This is a genomic window from Pseudomonas sp. NFIX10, from assembly GCF_900111955.1.
GTDB classification, from domain to species: domain Bacteria; phylum Pseudomonadota; class Gammaproteobacteria; order Pseudomonadales; family Pseudomonadaceae; genus Aquipseudomonas; species Aquipseudomonas fluorescens_AA.
Genome location: NZ_FOKH01000004.1, coordinates 14915 through 31180 on the forward strand (window position 1 = coordinate 14915; position 16266 = coordinate 31180).

Below are 16266 nucleotides of genomic sequence, written 5' to 3' on the forward strand. Positions count from 1 at the left end.
AGCCATTCGAGCCCTGCTTATGTCAGCCTCTCTTGCCACCCTCGATACCCCCGCCGCGATCGTGGATGTGCCGCGCATGCAGCATAATATCCAGCGCATGCAACAACGCATGGATGCCTTGGGTGTGCGTTTGCGCCCGCATATCAAAACCAGCAAATGCCTCCCCGTGATCCAGGCGCAGCTCGCCGCGGGAGCCAGCGGCGTCACGGTTTCGACCTTGAAGGAAGCCCAGTACTGTTTCGCTGAAGGCATTCGTGACGTTTTCTATGCCGTCGCCATCGCGCCAGGCAAACTGCCCCAGGCCTTGCTGCTGCGGCGCCAGGGCTGCCAGTTGAGCCTCCTCACGGACAGCCTTGCCGCGGCCCAGGCCATCGTCGCCTTCGGCCAGCAACACAACGAACGCTTCGACGTCTGGATCGAGATCGATTGCGACGGCCATCGATCCGGCCTGCACGTCGAAGATGATTCACTCGTTGCCGTCGCACGGATACTCAGCGAGGGTGGCATGCCGCTTCGCGGGGTGATGACCCATGCCGGGTCAAGCTATGAACTCGACACCCCTGAAGCGCTGCAAGCCCTGGCCGAACAGGAACGCGATCTGTGCGTCAACGCGGCCCAACGACTCCGCGAAGCCGGGTTCGCTTGCCCGGAGGTCAGCATCGGTTCGACGCCTACGGCCTTGTCGGCATTGAACCTGGAAGGCGTCACTGAAGTACGCGCCGGTGTCTATGTATTCTTCGATCTGGTGATGCACAACATCGGTGTCTGCCAGGCCGACGAGTTGGCGCTGAGCGTGCTGACCACTGTCATCGGTCATCAGAAAGACAAAGGCTGGATCATCACCGATGCCGGTTGGATGGCCATGAGCCGTGACCGTGGCACGCAGCGCCAACAGCGGGACTTTGGTTATGGCCAGGTTTGCAGCGAAGCCGGCGATTGGATCGAGGGCGCGTTGCTCACGGGCGCCAATCAGGAGCACGGTATTATCGCGCTTGAAACGGCCGAGGGTGGCGACATCACCGCGCGCTTTCCCATCGGTAGCCGCCTGCGCATCCTGCCCAACCATGCCTGCGCCACAGGCGCGCAATTCCCAGACTATCACGCGGTTGACGCCGAGGGTGGCGTGCACACCTGGAGTCGTTTGCATGGCTGGTAATCAAGCAGGCTCGATCCATTTGATCAGCACGACCAACGCCGCGGCGCCGGGTGGACATTACGCCCAGGCGGTCGTGCACCAGGGCGTTCTGTATGTGTCCGGGCAACTGCCCATACGCGCCGACGGCGTCCACAGTGTGGACCAACCGTTCGAGGTCCAGGTCGCCATCGCCCTCGATAACCTGGTGGCGATCCTCAGCGCAGCAGGCCGAAGCACACGCGATCTGCTGAAGGTCACGGTCTATGTCGCAGGTATCGAACACTGGCCCGCGTTCGATCGAATCTATGCCCGTTACCTGGGAGAGCATCGGCCAGCGCGAGCGGTAGTGCCCGTTCCGGCCTTGCATCATGGCTACCTGATCGAAATCGAAGCGATGGCCCTCGCCACGGGGTAATGCCAAGTTATCCCGGCAGATACGGCAGATTCTCCTTTGCGCACTCGAACAACGGCATCTTTCGTCTGGGCTGCTTTGTTAGCTTATTGAGCAGACTCGACAGACCGCTCTAAAGGAACAGCTTGGATGATGACTCAATCTTCGAATAGCTACAGCGTTGATCCGCAAACCGCCCAGCTGTTTTATATCAATGGCGGTTGGTCCGCGCCGGCAAGCCCGGCCAGTTTGCCGGTGGTCAACCCGGCGACCGAAGAGGTCGTTGCCCAGGTCGCCAGCGGGTCTGCCGAGGATGTCGATCGGGCGGTCGCGGCGGCGCGTGCCGCGTTTGCCGGTTGGTCGGCCACTTCCACGGCGGTGCGCGCACGGGTGCTGGGCAAGCTCCATGAGCTTATCCTTGAGCGCAAAGAAGATTTCGCCCAGGCGATCTCCCTGGAAATGGGCGCGGCCATTGGTTCTGCACGGGCGATGCAAGTGCCCCTGGCCGCCGAACACGTCCGGGTCGCCCGCGACCTGCTGTCCACTTATCGTTTCCAGACCGTCGAGAACGGGACCGCGATCCAACGCGAACCTATCGGCGTCTGCGGCCTCATCACCCCGTGGAACTGGCCGCTTTATCAAATCACCGCAAAAGTCGCCGCGGCGCTGGCGGCCGGCTGCACGGTGGTCCTCAAGCCCAGTGAACTGTCGCCGCTGAGCGCCCTTCTGTTTGCGCAAGTGGTCCATGACGCGGGCGTTCCAGCGGGTGTCTTCAACCTGGTGAACGGCAGCGGCCATGTCGTCGGCGCTGCGATGGCCGCCCATCCCGACATCGACATGATCTCGATTACCGGCTCAAACCGCGCGGGTGCGCTGGTGGCCCAGGCGGCCGCCCCGACGGCGAAACGGGTTGGGCAGGAACTGGGCGGCAAATCCCCGAACATTCTGCTGCCCGATGCCGACTTTGCCAAAGCCGTCCCACTGGGCGTGATGACGGCGTTGCGCAACGTCGGACAATCCTGCAGCGCCCCTACCCGGATGATCGTGCCCAAGGACCGGTTGGCGGAGGTCGAAGTACTGGCGATCGCCACCGCCAACGGGATCATCGTGGGTGATCCGCAATCACCGGAAACGGTACTGGGCCCCATCGCCAATGAAGCCCAGTTCAATCGCGTGCAAGCCATGATCGAGACCGGCCTGCAGGAGGGAGCAAAACTGCTCTGCGGCGGGCTCGGACGCGTGCCGGGGTTTGAAAAGGGCTTCTACACCCGCCCGACTGTGTTCTCCGAGGTGGATAACGCCATGCGGATCGCCCAGGAAGAAATCTTCGGGCCGGTGCTGTGCATCATTGCCTACGAAACCATCGACGAGGCAGTCGCTATCGCCAACGACACGATCTATGGGCTTGGCGCCCATGTTCAGTCACAGGATATCGAGCTGGCGCGTGCGGTGGCCGCTCGTATCCGTGCTGGGCAAGTGCTCCTGAATTACCCGGCTTGGAACCCCATGGCGCCATTCGGAGGCTACAAGCGTTCGGGCAATGGCCGAGAGTACGGCGTCTTCGGCCTTGAGGAATACCTGGAAACCAAGGCGATCGTTGGGTTTGGCGAACCGCCTGAAGGTTCTTCGCGTATCTAGGCACCCTTTTCTCGCAACGCCTCGGGCTTCGGTGCCAGCTGTCCACACGGCGATGGCAGATGTGCCCGAATGCCCTCGGGCACATCACTTCACACGCTCCCAGACGATGTGAACCTTCGCCCCATCGGGGCGGCGAAAATCCTCGACCATCTGGTCACCGTCGACCTTCAACTGCAGGTCGTCGCGGGTACGCACGGCGCCCACCCAGTTCGGGAACGTAGAGCCTAGGACAGTATTGCCCGTGAACTCACCGTTCTGGTCGACGGTGTATCGCCCGAAGAAACCGATGCTCCCCGCCATCGCGGCCCGGTTTTCCTCATCGGTGCCTTCGCCACGCGCATTGGATCGAAACACCGGCACGCGCGGATCAGTGAGTACTTCGACAAACGTCAGCTCTGGCGTGAAGACGAGCCAGCCATGGGGATTGGGGCCATAAGCCTCCGATCGGCTGCCCTGACTCTCAACGGTTGCGCTGACCATGCGCCATGTCCCGACCAAGGCATTTTCTTTGCCCGCAAACACGCTGGAGAATGCCAAGAAGGCAATCACCGCACCGACCGCCAGTACTTTGTTTTTCAAACTCATCCGTATCACCTTTCACGCGTCGCAACGATGCGACGGACAATAGATTAGTTGGGTTGGCACGGTCTTCATGCCCTGGCCGCGATGGCCGCCAAGCGCAGCTCCCGGGAAGCGGCGTTGTCTGCCCGCCGTCCCAATTGCCAGCCCAAGTAGCCCCACAACAACGCGCAACAGGCGCCAATCATCGCGGCCGGGCCGGCGCCCTGCCCTAGCAGGTCGAGCAGGCTCTTGGCCCAGCCGCTCATGGCGTCACCGGCGCGGTACACCACCGTGTCGATGAAGTTCTTGGCCTTGTATTTACTCTCGGCATCCAGGGGGGCGAACAGCATTTCCCGGCCCGGTCGGACGAACGCGTACTCGCCGATCCGTCGCACGATCATCAACGCTGCCAGCAGCGCGAACCCCGGCGCCAACGCCAGGCCGAGGAAGCCGATGCACATGAGCAGCGGCACGATGGCCAGCAAGGCACGCACCCCCAGCCTCGGCGCGATACGACCGGTGATGAACAGTTGGGACAGCAACGCACCGGCCTGCACGATGATGTCGATAGTGCCGAAGATGCGCACTTGCGCCGCGCGATCCGGATAGAGCTCGGCCACCAGGCGCGCCTGCTCGAAGTAGAGAAAGGTGCTGACCGTCGCCAACAGCACGACGAACCCGGCGATTCCCAACAGATAAGATGACCTGAGCACCGCCGTCAAACCACTGAACGGATTGCCCTGCAGTGGCTGCCGGGGGCTTTGCGTCGGCGCCGCACCGGGACGGCCAGCCCCACCCTTTTCGCGCCACCCCATCAACGCTCGTTTCAACACCAGCGTGGCCCCCAGCAGCAAGGCCGCCAGCAACATCAACCCCGAAGCGCCGAGAGGACCGATGAGCAGCGCGCTCAGGGCCGGCCCCAGCAGGCCACCAACGCTGGCTCCCGCGGCGATGAAGGCAAACAGACGCTTGGCCTGCTCGCTGTCGAATACATCCGCCATCAGGCTCCAGGCCACGGAGACGACGAACAGGTTATAGACCGAGATCCAGACGTAAAAGACCCGGGCCAGCCAGATACTGTCCGGCTGGAACTGGAACAGCTCGACGAACATCAGCAGGTTGAAGCCAAAGAAGCCGTACACCCAGTCGATCAGGCGCAGGCGCGGCACTCGGGCGCTGAGCCAGGCGAACAACGGTACGGCTGCCAGCATGACCAGGAAGGTCGCGGTAAACAGCCATTGCAGATTCTCCACCCCCGCTGCGATGCCCATCGACTCACGGATCGGACGCAGCATGAAGTAACCGGTGAAGAGGCAAAGAAACAGCAGGAACCCGCACAGCGCCGGACGCAACTCGCCATCGCGGGCGTTCAGGGCGAGACTCAGCCGATGCATATAGGAAGGCGTACTCATAGGGACTCCGGGGAGACGGCAACAAGGCAAAGGTCAAGCGCGGGACGGACGCCCGCGCCCAGGGTTACATCAGCGATAGGTCACGCCGGTCAGGCGCTCGGAGACCGACCAGAGTCGCTCGGCATCCGCCTCCGCGCTGGCGGCAGGCGGCGTCTTGGCGAACCCCAGCGGGCCGCGTCTTTCTCCGTCACCGGTCGGGCCGTAATATGCCCCGCCTACGGCTTGGGCAGCCGTGGCGGCATATAACGTGGGCAACGCCCCCTGTGCCGCTGAGTGGTACGCGTCGCGGTCCTTTGCCCAGCGCCGACCGAACTCGCTGTCGAGGCCTGGCCCTCGTTCGACCAACTCGGTCACGGCAACGCCGGGGTGCGCCGCGATGCTGCGAATGCCCCAGTTTTCGGCGTCACTGCGCCGCTGCAAGGCAAAGGCCCAGTGCAGCACGGCCAGTTTCGATTGTGCGTAGGCCGCGTAGGGGTCGTACTTCTGCTCGCTCTGAAGGTCATCGAGGTTCATCGCGCCACGCGCCGCGGCAATGCTTGACAGGCTCACCACACGGGCGTCCTCGCTTTGACGCAAGAGCGGCACCAGCAGGCCGGTCAGGGCGAAGTGCCCCAGGTAATTGGTAGCCAATTGAAGTTCAAAGCCATCGGCGGACGTACCTCGCTCGGGAGGCGCCATGACGGCGGCGTTGTTGATCAACACGTCGAGGCGCGGCAGCCGCTGATTGAGCCGCTGGGCCAGGCCGCGCACCGATGAAAGGTCGGCCAGGTCCACGGCCTCGAACTGCACCTTGGCATCGGGCACGGACTGGCGAATACGCGCAATGGCCTGCGCGCCGCGCTCCGGGTTGCGCGCGGCGATGATGACGTCGGCACCGGCGCAGGCCAAGGCCAGCGCATCCTCGTAGCCCATGCCACTGGTGCCACCGGTGATCAGGACAATCCGGCCTTTCTGGGACGGTATGTCGTCGGTCGACCAGTCTGGTTTCGGTGCGACGCGAGCGGACGCTTCGATACTCACCGCACTGAGCAGCGCGACGCCGGCGGCAAGGGTTTTCGCCAGTCTTCCAAGCCGGCTGATGTTGCTCATGCGGCCAATGGCGGGGGTTATTGTGCTATTCCACATGGTGATGGTCCCTGTCTGAAGAATGAACCGGCATCGCCGGACGGTCACTGTCTCGAGCACGCCTCGGCCAACTGCAGGAAGCTGAGGTGTTTCTTTGCCCCTTGGGTATTCAAGTAGGTCATCTTCGCTTGCACGACCTCGCACATCGGCGGTGTCGGTGCCTCGATACGGATGACCTTGGCGATGTCCAGCGGCATGCCATATTCGTAGGCCGGGACTTGCGTTTGTTCTTTGGCGAGCAGCGGCGAACCGCTCAGGGCGATGACGACCAGCAGGACGGCAATCGAAAGGTTTTGAGTGTTCATAGTGGACTCCACGACACTGTGTCCTCGGGGGACGGTCGTAGCACTCTAGGAGGGAGCGACTGACGTCAAGGTGACTGCTGGCTGACAGGAAGATGTCAAACGCGGGCGGACTTTACTCCCGAGGCGACGACTAAGACGTCGCCTGGTTCATCAAGGAAAATCCGAAGGTGTTGAGCCCATTCTCGCTGTGGGCGAACACGCGCCCACCGTGCATGGATGCCACCGCGCGCACGATGGAAAGGCCCAGGCCATGGTGCGCATCGCTTCGCGTCCGGGCGGCGTCGGCACGGTAGAAACGCTCGAACAAACGCTCCAGGTGCACGGTGTCGATGGGCTCGCCGGCATTGGAAACGCTCACCTCGACCTGCATGCCGTGGTTGACCAGGCTTACCGTGACAATGCTGGTCGGCACCGCGTACCGCGCCGCGTTCTGTAGCAGATTGGCCAGGGAACGGTGAAAAAGACGTCGGTCGATGCACACGCGCATGTCGCCCTGGATCACCACGCTCAGCTGTTTGTCGTGCAACACCGGCTCCAGATACTCCACCGTCTTCGCCGCCTCTTCATAAAGCGAGACATCGCTGAGCTCGGTTGCCCGTTGGCCGCTCTCCGCGCCGGCCAGGAACAGCATGTCGTTGACGATGGTGCCCATCCGCTCCAGCTCTTCGAGGTTCGACTGCAGCAAGTCCTGAAGCTCGCTCACCTCACGCCCGTGGGCCAATGCCACCTGGGTCTGTCCGATCAGGTTGGTCAAGGGCGTTCGCAGTTCATGGGCGACATTGGCATTGAACCCTTCGAGCTGGCACCAGGCCGCCTCCTGGCGAGCCAGGGCGCCGTTGAACGACACCGCCAGCTCCTGCAATTCGCCCGGCAGCGCCTCGGTGTCCAGTCGTTGTTTCGAATCCCCGGGCGGCAGGCTATTGGCTTGATGGCTCAAGCGCCTCACCGGCCCCAGGCCGAAACGCGCGATCCAGTAACCGAGCAGCGCAACCAGCCCGATGCCCAACGCCGAGGTCAGGATCAGTATTTTGGTAAAGTGGTCCAGGGTCTTGCTGAAGGGCGTTGTGTCCAGCCCTACGATAAAGCGCAGTTCCGGACGGTCGCCCATGGCCGCAATGGTCTTGAGCAACACCATCATGGGACGCTCGCGCTCAGGGAGATCGAGGGTAAAAAGCCCATCGGCGCGCGTCGACCAATCCTGGCCGTCCGGCATCGCCCCGCCATAACTGAAGGCCGGGTTATCAACCAGGATCCAATAGCGGACCCGTTCATCCGCGGGTGTCAGGTCATCGAGCTTCTGGCGCAAGCCGACCCAGAACGCTGGCGAATCGTATTTCGCCAGTACCGGGTCGAGCACGGAATGGCGCAGGATCAACTCGTTCTGCATTTGCTCATTGAGCGATTGTTTCAAGGAACAACGCAACAGCGTCGCGCTGATCGACATGATCAGCAGGACAGCGAGGGCGAACATCAGGGCGAGCCGCTTGGCGATCGATCGTTTCATCAAGGCGTACCGTTTTGTCTGCCATTTTCCTCTCGGCTTTCCAGTACATACCCCATGCCGCGAACGGTATGCAACAGCTTGCGCGGATACGGGGCATCCACCTTGGCGCGGACCCGCTTGATCGCGACCTCGACCACGTTGGCGTCGCTGTCGAAATTCATGTCCCAGACCTGCTCGGCAATCATCAGCTTGGAAAGGATCTCGCCCTGGTGCCGCGCCAACAGGCTCAACAGACAGAACTCCTTGGCCGTCAGGTCCAGCCGCAGCCCACCCCGGGTCACTTTGCGCGCTTGCAGATCGACCTCCAGGTCGTCGATGCGCAAATGCGTCAGGTCGGCCGTGTCACCCGCGTGACGACGGATCAAGGCCTGGACACGCGCGACGAGTTCGGCAAATGAAAAAGGTTTGCCCAGGTAATCATCGGCGCCCTCGCGCAGGCCGCGAATGCGATCATCCACCGTCCCCCTGGCCGACAACATGATGACCGGGGTTTTCTTTTGCAGGCGCAGGCCTTGCAGCACGTCGTAGCCGTCCTTGCCCGGCAGCATCACATCCAGGATCACCACGTCATAGTCCCATTCCAGGGCGTAATGCAGCCCATCGATGCCATTGGTCGCGACGTCGACAATATAGCCAAGCTCGGTCAAGCCACGATGGACGTAGGAGGAGGTTTTTTCTTCGTCCTCGACAATGAGCAAACGCATCAACTGGTTCCTCTGCGGCAACGGGGGCAACCCAATGAGTCTAGACAGCGAAAGTGTCTGGAGGCTGACCGCTTCCTGACATTCTTGTCAGAAACGGTTCAATGGCCAACCTCGACGTACGATAACCACGGCTCAGATGGATACCGTTTCCGCGGGAGAGAAATCGGCGAGCAATTCGATGAAGGACTGACGCAGCCAACGATTCGCCGGGTCATGGTGGAACCGCGTATGCCAGTAAAGATGAATGTCGTAGCCGCAAATGGCCCAAGGCAGCGGTACCAGGCGCACATCGGTGATTTCGGCGAAACGTCGGCCGACCGCCAGGGGGACGGTGGCGATCATGTCGGACTCGGCCACCAGAAACGGCACGCCCATGAACCGTGGCAGGCTGAAGCGCACTTGGCGCGTGACGCCATGGGTGGCCAGTTCACGGTCCAGCACGCTCATGCCTCGCTCTTCGGCCTGGACCGCGACGTGCACGGCCTGCTGGTACTGTTCGGCGCTTATGCTGTCGCCGATGGTGGGGTGATCGTTGCGCACGATGCACACGAATGAGTGACTGTACAGTGCCCTATTGCGGATCGAGGTGTTGAGCAGGCGCGGGAAATAGCCGATGGCCGCGTCCACCTCGCCGGCGTCCAGGCCCTCCTCCAATTGCTCCGACGACAATGCCTGGGTGCGAATTCTCAAATTCGGTGCGGCTTTGTCGAGCATGCGCATCAGCCGGGGCAGGAACACCATTTCGCCAATGTCCGACATGCACAGCACCAGTTGTCGGTCGGAGTGTTCAGGGATGAAGCCCGTGGACGGTAACACTTCGCTGCTGACCATCTCCAGGATCCGTTGCACCGGCTCGGCGATCTGCAGGGCCCTGGCGGTAGGCTGCATGCCGCGGGAAGTACGGATGAACAAAGGATCGTCGAACAGCGTGCGGAGCTTGGCCAAGGCGAAACTCATGGCAGGTTGGCTGAGCCCCATGAGATCACCGGCCAGGGTCACGCTTTGCTTTTTGCGCAGCGCATCGAAGACTTTCAGCAGGTTGAGATCGACGTCCTTGATATCCATATTTTGGATTTTATCTATAAGTGAAATAAGGTTTTCGGATTCTAGGTCGAAGCCTAGACTCGGTACAAGATCGTTAACTCGATTAACCGAATTGACAATCTCCATAACAATAACGGAGCACACCATGCCCAAGAAGCTGCGCAGCAATTTTCCCTATGGCTCTTATTTATGGGCTGTACGCGCCGCCCAGTGGCGTGCCTTGGGCATCGACGAAAGCGAGTTGGAGAAACCCAAGATCGCCATCGTGAACTCATCGTCCAACCTGGCGATCTGCTTCAGTCACCTGGATGGCATCGCGGACGTCCTCAAGCAGTCGATACGCGATGCCGGCGCCCTGCCCTTCGAAATTCGCACGGCCGCCCCCAGCGACTTCATCACCGGTGCCGGTGCCGGCGGCGCCTACATGCTCGCCGCCCGCGACCTCATCACCAACGACATCGAAGTCGCGGTCGAAGGGGCTCAGCTCGACGGCATGATCTGCCTGGCCTCTTGCGATAAAACAGTACCCGGCCAACTGATGGCTGCCGCCCGCCTGAATATCCCGACCCTGGTGGTGGTCTGCGGCTACCAGCCAAGCGGCGAGTACAACGGCAAGCATGTCGATATCGAAGACGTGTTCATCAGCTCCATGCACGTGGTGACCGGCACGCTGCCGGTCGAGGAACTGGCCGGCATGGCCCGCAATGCCATCAAGGGGCCCGGGGTTTGCTCGGGGATGGGCACCGCCAACTCGATGCACCTGGTGTGCGAAGCCCTGGGCATGTCCCTGCCCGGCAGCGCGCCGATTGCCGCCAACAGTCCGCAGATGTTCGATTTCGTGCGTCAGGCCGGCCAGCGCATTGTGGAAATGGTCGAGGAAGACCTCAAGCCTCGGGATATCCTGACCCCCAATGTCTTTGCCAACGCCGTCGCGACCATTCTCGCCGCGGGCGGCTCCGTCAATACCATCAAACATATGCAGGCGGTGGCCGCCGAAGGTGGCGTCGAGGTCGACGTCTATCAACTCTTCAGGGACCTGGGAAACAAGGTGCCGGTGCTGGTCGGTGTACGGCCGGTGGGAGAACACAGCATCGAGCAGATGGAGGCCGCGGGCGGTGGGCGTGGGCTGCTCAAGCGCCTGGAACCGCTGCTGCATGGCGACGCGCTGACGGTCACCGGGAAAACCCTGAAGCAGAATCTGCAAGGGGTGACCGTCAGCGATGACGCGGTGATACGCCCGCTGGACAACCCCTTCGCCACCCAGCCCGCCATCGTGATGCTCAGTGGCAACATCGCGCCCCAGGCGGGCATCGTCAAATACGGCATCGACCCGAACAAGATGCGCCGCTTCGAAGGCCCTGCGATCTGTTTCGAGCGCTCCGCCGATGCCATCCAAGCCTTGCAGGATGGCCGCATACAACCTGGCCACGTGGTGGTCATGCGCGGTGCCGGTGTGCGCGGGGGCCCGGCAATGGGCGGCGGCGCCTCGAAAGTGGTGTTCGCCATCGACGGTGCCGGGCTCGGCGACCACGTGGCCATGCTGACGGACGGCCATCTTTCAGGGTTGGTGTGCAAGGGGCTGGTAGTGGCCGAAGTCGCGCCTGAAGCGGCCGTCGGTGGCCCGTTGGCGTTGGTCGAGGACGGCGACATCATCACCATCGACCTGGACCACAACAGCCTCGACGCCCATGTCAGCGAAACCGACATGCAGGCGCGGCGCGCCCGTTGGCAGCCTCTGGCGCCGCAGTTCGGTGGCGGCTGGCTGGATATCTACCGCCATAACGTGTCCTCCATGGAGCGCGGTGCGGTACTGATCAAGCCGCGCGACATCACCCACGCCGGAGAACAACCGCAATGAGGTTGCGCGACGACGAGAAAGCCATGCTTGCCGGCGATCAAGGCCCGGCCGTGCAGAAAGCCATGGATCTGCTGGTGCGTTATGGCGAGGCCCTGGATGCGCAATGCCTGGTGGACACGCGGAATGTGGCCGGAACCATCGGCGCCACCACCCCTTTCCTGCGTCAGTACGCCGAACGTGAGGGCGGCATGGACGCGGTGTTCAGTGAGTTCAACCTCGACAGCGCCGAGGTGGTCCAGATCCCCAAGGTCAAGGTCTTCAGCAGTCACCTGCAACAAGGCATCGACCCTCGGCACGCCAAGCGCCAGGGCATTGGCGAGGACGTGGTGCGCATTTATGAAACCGGCCAGGCCTACAGCAGCGGCCTGGGCGTCCAACCGTTGAACACCTGTACGCCTTATCAAGTCGGCAACGTACCGGTGAAAGGCGAGCACTGCGCCTGGATGGAATCTTCCGCCGTGATCTACATCAACTCGGTGCTCGGCGCCCGAACCAATGCCGAGGGCCGGGAAAGCACCGGCGCGGCGATGCTGACCGGCAAGATTCCCTATTGGGGCCTGCACCTGGACGAGAACCGTCGCGGCACCCACCTGATCCAGTTGGACATGGACGTGAGCACCACGGCCGATTGGGGACTGCTCGGCTACTGGGTCGGTGAACAGGTGCAGGATTGCATCCCGGTCATCGAAGGTGTGAGCCACCAGCCCAATCTGGCTCGCCTCAAGCACTTCGGCGCGGCGGCAGCTTCCAGCGGTGGCGTGGAGATGTATCACTTGGTCGGGGTCACGCCGGAAGCACGCACCCGCGAGCAAGCGTTCGGCGCCTCCCGGCCTTCAGCCATCTTGCGCTTCGGTGAAGCCGAACGGCGCTGGGCCTACGAGCAAGTCAACGTCACGGCGCACGATGCACAAGTCGACTTCGTCATGCTGGGCTGTCCGCATTACAGCCTCGAACAAATCTGGGAAGTCTGCCAACTGCTGGAAGGCCAGCGCCTGAGTGCGAACACCGAGCTCTGGATATTTACCGCCGCGTCGATCAAGCAACTGGCTGACGTGGCCGGTTACACCCGCATCATCGAGCAGGCCGGCGGGCATGTGATGACCGATACCTGCTCGGCAATCGGCAAGGTGCTGCCCAAGGGCACGCGCGTGGCGGCCGTGGACTCGGCCAAACAGGCCCATTACCTGCCGGCGATCATGGGCATCCAGGCGTGGTTCGGCACCACCGCCGAATGCATCCAGGCGGCCATCGACGGCCGTTGGAAAGGAGTATTGAGATGAGCGCAACCTTTACCCTCCGAGGCCGCAAGGTCGTTGGCGGCTGCTTCGAAGGCGAAGCCCTGGTGACCCATGACCGCATTTCTGGCTGGGGCGGCATCGACCCACGCAGCGGCACCGTCATTGAGACCCGCCACGAACTCAAGGGCATCAGTTTCGCCGGCAAAGTCTTGGTGTTTCCGGGGGCCAAGGGCTCATCCGGCTGGTCCTCGCAGTTCCACATCGCGCGCCTCGCCGGCGTGGCCCCTGGCGCCATGCTGTTCAACGAAATGACCGCGAAAATGGGCCTGGGCGCGGTGGTCGTGCACGCACCCGCCATGACTGGCTTTACCGAGGACCCGCTGGAGCGGATCCGTACCGGGGACTGGGTGCGCGTCGATGCCGATGCCGGGATCGTCGAAGTGACCCCACGCTCATCGCGCAATGACCCGCCCCTACCGCAACAGCCCAACGGTCCGCAGCGAACGCCGGCGCCGTCGTAACCCGAAGAAACCTGCTGAAAACAACCGCTCCCCGTGGCCTCCGGCCAACGGGTTCGGGTTCGGCTGCCTTTTTTACCCCACAAAGGAAGTTTTATGGCTCATGTCATTCGCACGGTACGCCGTACCAGCGCCCCCACCCCGCAACGCCTGCAGGCTGATGTTTGCATCGCCGGCGCGGGTATTTCCGGTATTTCCGCCGCCCTGGAGGCCGCCGCGCTCGGCAAGCGCGTCGTGCTGTTCGATGCCCTGCCCATGCTCGGTGGCCAGGCGGTCGGCTCGATCATCGGGACTTTTTGCGGCTTGTTCTCCAATGGTCCGAACCGCCAGTTGCTGACCCATGGCATCGCTGACGGCATCCTTCGCGACCTGGGCGCCTCGGGCGATTTGCACCAGGCCATCGGTCCCTTGACCACCGTGGTTTACTACGACGAAGTGGCCCTCGGTCGCTGGATTGGTCAAAAGGTGCTCGACGCTGGCATCACCGTGGTGCTCGGTGCGGTGTTGCGTGAGGTGGTGCGCGAAGGCTCGCGGGTCCAGGAAGTGGAGTTGGCCACCCGTTATGGCGACGTGCGCGTGGCGGCCAACGGCTTTATCGATGCCAGCGGCGATGCGGCACTGGTCTGGAACGCCGGGCTCGCCTGTCGCGAGCCGGACACGCCCATCTACGGCACCCAGATGTTCGTTCTCGAGCATATCGATGAAGCCCACCTGCCGACGCGCGCGCAATTCACCGAACGGGTCAAGGAAAAAGCCAGGCACTACGGCATCGAGCGCGACGACGGCCTGTTCTTCCAGTTCCCCGGACGCGGCACGGCAGCGTTCAACATGACGCACATCGAAACGCCCCTGGATCCGGTCGCCGCGTCTCACGTCGCCCTCGCCGGGCGCCAACAGGTGGATCAGGTGATCCGTTTCCTCAAAGCGGAGTATCCCCAGGCCTACGGCAGGGCCAAGGTACGGGCGTATGCACTGCCCGGCATTCGCCAGACCCGCTGGATTGTCGGCCAACATCACCTGACCACCGATGAAGTGCGAGCCGCTACGATGTTTCCGGATGCGGTGGCACGCACCTCCTGGCCGGTGGAGTTGCACGGTGAAAGCACCGGTTACCAGTGGGAGCCCTTTGGCGACGATCATGTCCACAGTGTGCCGTTACGCAGCATGCTTCCCGAAGACAGCGACAACCTGGTGGTCGCGGGTCGCTGCATTGACGCCGACGCGGCCGCGCTGTCGAGTGTGCGCGTGATGGGGCCGTGTATCGCCATGGGGGCCGCGGCCGCCCATGCACTGGATTTGGCTGGCCCGGACGGGCGCCTGAGTGATATACCCGCGCAGGTGTTGCGCGAACGGCTGGCGTTCAATCTGGAATAGGTTTTCAAGCAGTTCGATGCGCCCGCCATGTGAACGGGGGGCGCCACTCCGACAACAATAAAAAATGCAGTGGAGAACGCACATGTCACAGTCCCGTACCCTGGATGTCGCGGCGCTTATAGAGGCGCGCAAACTGTCACGTTTCAACTACGTGGTGATTCTGGTTTCGGTCTTGATCACCTTCCTCGACGGCTTCGACTTGTTGGTGCTCTCCCACACCGCCTCCTACATCGCCGATGAGGTCGGCCTGGACAAGATCCAACTGGGCGAAATCTTCTCCATCGGCCTGTTGGGCATGATGCTGGGTGGGTTCTTCTTCGGTTACCTGGGGGACCGCATCGGACGGCGCCCCACCATTCTATTTTCCACCTGCTCGTTCGGCCTGTTGACGTTGCTGTTTGTCATGGCCGACAGCTACGCGTCGCTGATGGTCCTGCGTTTCTTCAACGGCTTCGCCCTGGGCGCCATGTTGCCGTTGTGCTGGGCCTTGAACATCGAGTTCGTTCCCAAGCGTTATCGCTCCACGGTGGTCACCATCATCATGGTCGGGTTCAGCCTCGGCAGTGCGATGGCCGGCCCGCTGACGGTGTGGCTGGCGCCGCATATCGGTTGGCAGGGCGTGTTCGTGTTCGGCGGCGTGGTCACGTTGTGCGCCTGGGTGCTGTTGTTGTTCACCCTGCCCGAATCGGTGCGTTTCCTGGCCAGCAAGCGTCAGGCACCGGAGAAAATCGCGGCGATTCTCAAGCGCATGGACCCGAACCTGGACGTGCGTCCCACTGACCAATTCGTCCTGCTGGACGAGCCGGACATCGGTCGCCAGGCATTTCGGGTCAGCCAGTTGTTCATCGGCCGCTTGAAGTGGATCACGCCCATGATCTGGCTGGGCTACTCCGCCAGCTCCATGGCCATGTATTTCCTCGCCTCCTGGAGCCCGCTGGTCTATCAATACGCCGGCTTCGATCGCGCGACAGCGTCGTGGGTCAGCTCGATCGCATCCTTCAGCGGTGCGATGGCGGGCCTGGCGATGATGCGCTTCGTCGATACCCGTGGACCGTACATGGTGATGATCTACCCGTTGCTGGCCTTGCCTTTCCTGCTGGTACTGGGCATCACCGGCATGCAAGGCACCGCGTTCCTGATGTTGAGCCTGGTCGGCGGCGTGTTCGTCAAAGGCTCCCATTATGGAATCCTCAGCATCGCCGGGGTGTTCTATCCCAGTGCCATTCGCGCCAATGGCGCCGGCTGGGCCACCTCCATCGCCAAGATCGGTTCGATCCTCGGCCCATTGCTGGGCGCCTATGTGCTCAATAGTGGCCTGCCGGTGGTCAAGAGTTTCCTGGTCCTGGCGATCTGCCCCGCCGTGCTGGCGGCCTGTGCCTTCGTCATCGGCCACCTGACACGCCGCCATCGCGGGGCAGACCCACTGCCCGCCCCATCACAAACCTGAGCACCTTTCTGC

Annotated in this window: 15 protein-coding genes; 8 read left to right on the plus strand and 7 right to left on the minus strand. The window is 62.5% G+C overall.

Features of this window, described 5'->3' with window-relative positions; genetic code table 11:
* Positions 1 to 19 precede the first annotated feature (19 nt).
* The 3 genes from BM321_RS04885 (at position 20) to BM321_RS04895 (ending at position 3164) form a co-directional block, all read left to right on the plus strand.
* The gene (locus BM321_RS04885; protein WP_092441722.1) at positions 20 to 1156 is read left to right on the plus strand and encodes a DSD1 family PLP-dependent enzyme; all 1137 of its coding nucleotides are present in this window, start codon (positions 20 to 22) and stop codon (positions 1154 to 1156) included.
* Positions 1146 to 1550, plus strand: a complete 405-nt coding sequence (locus BM321_RS04890) for a RidA family protein (protein WP_092441723.1) — start codon at positions 1146 to 1148, stop codon at positions 1548 to 1550. The genes BM321_RS04885 and BM321_RS04890 overlap by 11 nt, the downstream gene beginning before the upstream one ends.
* A 126-nt stretch (positions 1551 to 1676) precedes the next feature.
* Entirely contained in the window at positions 1677 to 3164 is a 1488-nt protein-coding gene (locus BM321_RS04895) for an aldehyde dehydrogenase family protein (RefSeq protein WP_092441724.1), read from the plus strand.
* 84 nt (positions 3165 to 3248) lie between these two features.
* On the opposite strand, the gene BM321_RS04900 is transcribed toward BM321_RS04895, so the two are convergent.
* The 7 genes from BM321_RS04900 to BM321_RS04930 form a co-directional block, all read right to left on the minus strand.
* Complete coding sequence (locus tag BM321_RS04900) at positions 3249 to 3749, minus strand: lipocalin-like domain-containing protein (RefSeq protein ID WP_092326561.1); 501 nt, start codon at positions 3747 to 3749, stop codon at positions 3249 to 3251.
* 65 nt (positions 3750 to 3814) lie between these two features.
* Entirely contained in the window at positions 3815 to 5137 is a 1323-nt protein-coding gene (locus tag BM321_RS04905) for an NTP/NDP exchange transporter (protein WP_092441725.1), read from the minus strand.
* 69 nt (positions 5138 to 5206) lie between these two features.
* Positions 5207 to 6262 carry an oxidoreductase gene (locus tag BM321_RS04910; RefSeq protein WP_092441726.1) on the minus strand — a complete coding sequence of 352 codons (1056 nt, stop codon included), beginning with the start codon at positions 6260 to 6262 and terminating at the stop codon, positions 5207 to 5209.
* A 44-nt stretch (positions 6263 to 6306) separates the two neighbouring features.
* Complete coding sequence (locus BM321_RS04915; RefSeq protein ID WP_092441727.1) at positions 6307 to 6567, minus strand: DUF2790 domain-containing protein; 261 nt, start codon at positions 6565 to 6567, stop codon at positions 6307 to 6309.
* A 130-nt stretch (positions 6568 to 6697) separates the two neighbouring features.
* Entirely contained in the window at positions 6698 to 8071 is a 1374-nt protein-coding gene (locus tag BM321_RS04920) for a heavy metal sensor histidine kinase (RefSeq protein WP_092441728.1), read from the minus strand.
* The gene (locus BM321_RS04925; protein ID WP_092326553.1) at positions 8071 to 8775 is read right to left on the minus strand and encodes a heavy metal response regulator transcription factor; all 705 of its coding nucleotides are present in this window, start codon (positions 8773 to 8775) and stop codon (positions 8071 to 8073) included. Before BM321_RS04925 ends, BM321_RS04920 begins: the two co-directional genes overlap by 1 nt.
* A gap of 132 nt (positions 8776 to 8907) precedes the next feature.
* The gene (locus BM321_RS04930; protein WP_092441729.1) at positions 8908 to 9840 is read right to left on the minus strand and encodes a LysR family transcriptional regulator; all 933 of its coding nucleotides are present in this window, start codon (positions 9838 to 9840) and stop codon (positions 8908 to 8910) included.
* Between the two features lie 124 nt (positions 9841 to 9964).
* Here BM321_RS04930 and BM321_RS04935 point away from each other — a divergent pair, with 124 nt between their 5' ends.
* The 5 genes from BM321_RS04935 to BM321_RS04955 all read left to right on the plus strand — a co-directional run bounded on the left by BM321_RS04935 (position 9965) and on the right by BM321_RS04955 (position 16254).
* Positions 9965 to 11677, plus strand: coding sequence for a dihydroxy-acid dehydratase (locus BM321_RS04935; protein WP_218190440.1), 1713 nt, complete (start codon positions 9965 to 9967; stop codon positions 11675 to 11677).
* Positions 11674 to 12957 (plus strand): aconitase X, encoded by a 1284-nt coding sequence (locus tag BM321_RS04940; protein WP_092441730.1) that lies wholly within the window; start codon positions 11674 to 11676, stop codon positions 12955 to 12957. Before BM321_RS04935 ends, BM321_RS04940 begins: the two co-directional genes overlap by 4 nt.
* Entirely contained in the window at positions 12954 to 13436 is a 483-nt protein-coding gene (locus tag BM321_RS04945; RefSeq protein WP_175459438.1) for an aconitase X swivel domain-containing protein, read from the plus strand. Before BM321_RS04940 ends, BM321_RS04945 begins: the two co-directional genes overlap by 4 nt.
* Before the next feature lie 93 nt (positions 13437 to 13529).
* A complete protein-coding gene (locus BM321_RS04950; protein ID WP_092441731.1) occupies positions 13530 to 14807 on the plus strand; it encodes an FAD-dependent oxidoreductase in 1278 nt (425 codons plus the stop codon).
* An 82-nt stretch (positions 14808 to 14889) separates the two neighbouring features.
* A complete protein-coding gene (locus BM321_RS04955) occupies positions 14890 to 16254 on the plus strand; it encodes an MFS transporter (protein ID WP_092326548.1) in 1365 nt (454 codons plus the stop codon).
* The last annotated feature ends 12 nt before the right edge of the window (positions 16255 to 16266 follow it).

Coding starts and splice junctions, on each gene's coding strand:
- BM321_RS04955 (WP_092326548.1), top strand. CDS start 14,890: ATGTCACAGTCCCGTACCCTGGATGTCGCGGCGCTTATAGAGGCGCGC.
- BM321_RS04890 (WP_092441723.1), top strand. CDS start 1,146: ATGGCTGGTAATCAAGCAGGCTCGATCCATTTGATCAGCACGACCAAC.
- BM321_RS04930 (WP_092441729.1), bottom strand. CDS start 9,840: ATGGATATCAAGGACGTCGATCTCAACCTGCTGAAAGTCTTCGATGCG.
- BM321_RS04885 (WP_092441722.1), top strand. CDS start 20: ATGTCAGCCTCTCTTGCCACCCTCGATACCCCCGCCGCGATCGTGGAT.
- BM321_RS04910 (WP_092441726.1), bottom strand. CDS start 6,262: ATGTGGAATAGCACAATAACCCCCGCCATTGGCCGCATGAGCAACATC.
- BM321_RS04935 (WP_218190440.1), top strand. CDS start 9,965: ATGCCCAAGAAGCTGCGCAGCAATTTTCCCTATGGCTCTTATTTATGG.
- BM321_RS04920 (WP_092441728.1), bottom strand. CDS start 8,071: ATGAAACGATCGATCGCCAAGCGGCTCGCCCTGATGTTCGCCCTCGCT.
- BM321_RS04925 (WP_092326553.1), bottom strand. CDS start 8,775: ATGCGTTTGCTCATTGTCGAGGACGAAGAAAAAACCTCCTCCTACGTC.
- BM321_RS04900 (WP_092326561.1), bottom strand. CDS start 3,749: ATGAGTTTGAAAAACAAAGTACTGGCGGTCGGTGCGGTGATTGCCTTC.
- BM321_RS04950 (WP_092441731.1), top strand. CDS start 13,530: ATGGCTCATGTCATTCGCACGGTACGCCGTACCAGCGCCCCCACCCCG.
- BM321_RS04945 (WP_175459438.1), top strand. CDS start 12,954: ATGAGCGCAACCTTTACCCTCCGAGGCCGCAAGGTCGTTGGCGGCTGC.
- BM321_RS04915 (WP_092441727.1), bottom strand. CDS start 6,567: ATGAACACTCAAAACCTTTCGATTGCCGTCCTGCTGGTCGTCATCGCC.
- BM321_RS04940 (WP_092441730.1), top strand. CDS start 11,674: ATGAGGTTGCGCGACGACGAGAAAGCCATGCTTGCCGGCGATCAAGGC.
- BM321_RS04905 (WP_092441725.1), bottom strand. CDS start 5,137: ATGAGTACGCCTTCCTATATGCATCGGCTGAGTCTCGCCCTGAACGCC.
- BM321_RS04895 (WP_092441724.1), top strand. CDS start 1,677: ATGATGACTCAATCTTCGAATAGCTACAGCGTTGATCCGCAAACCGCC.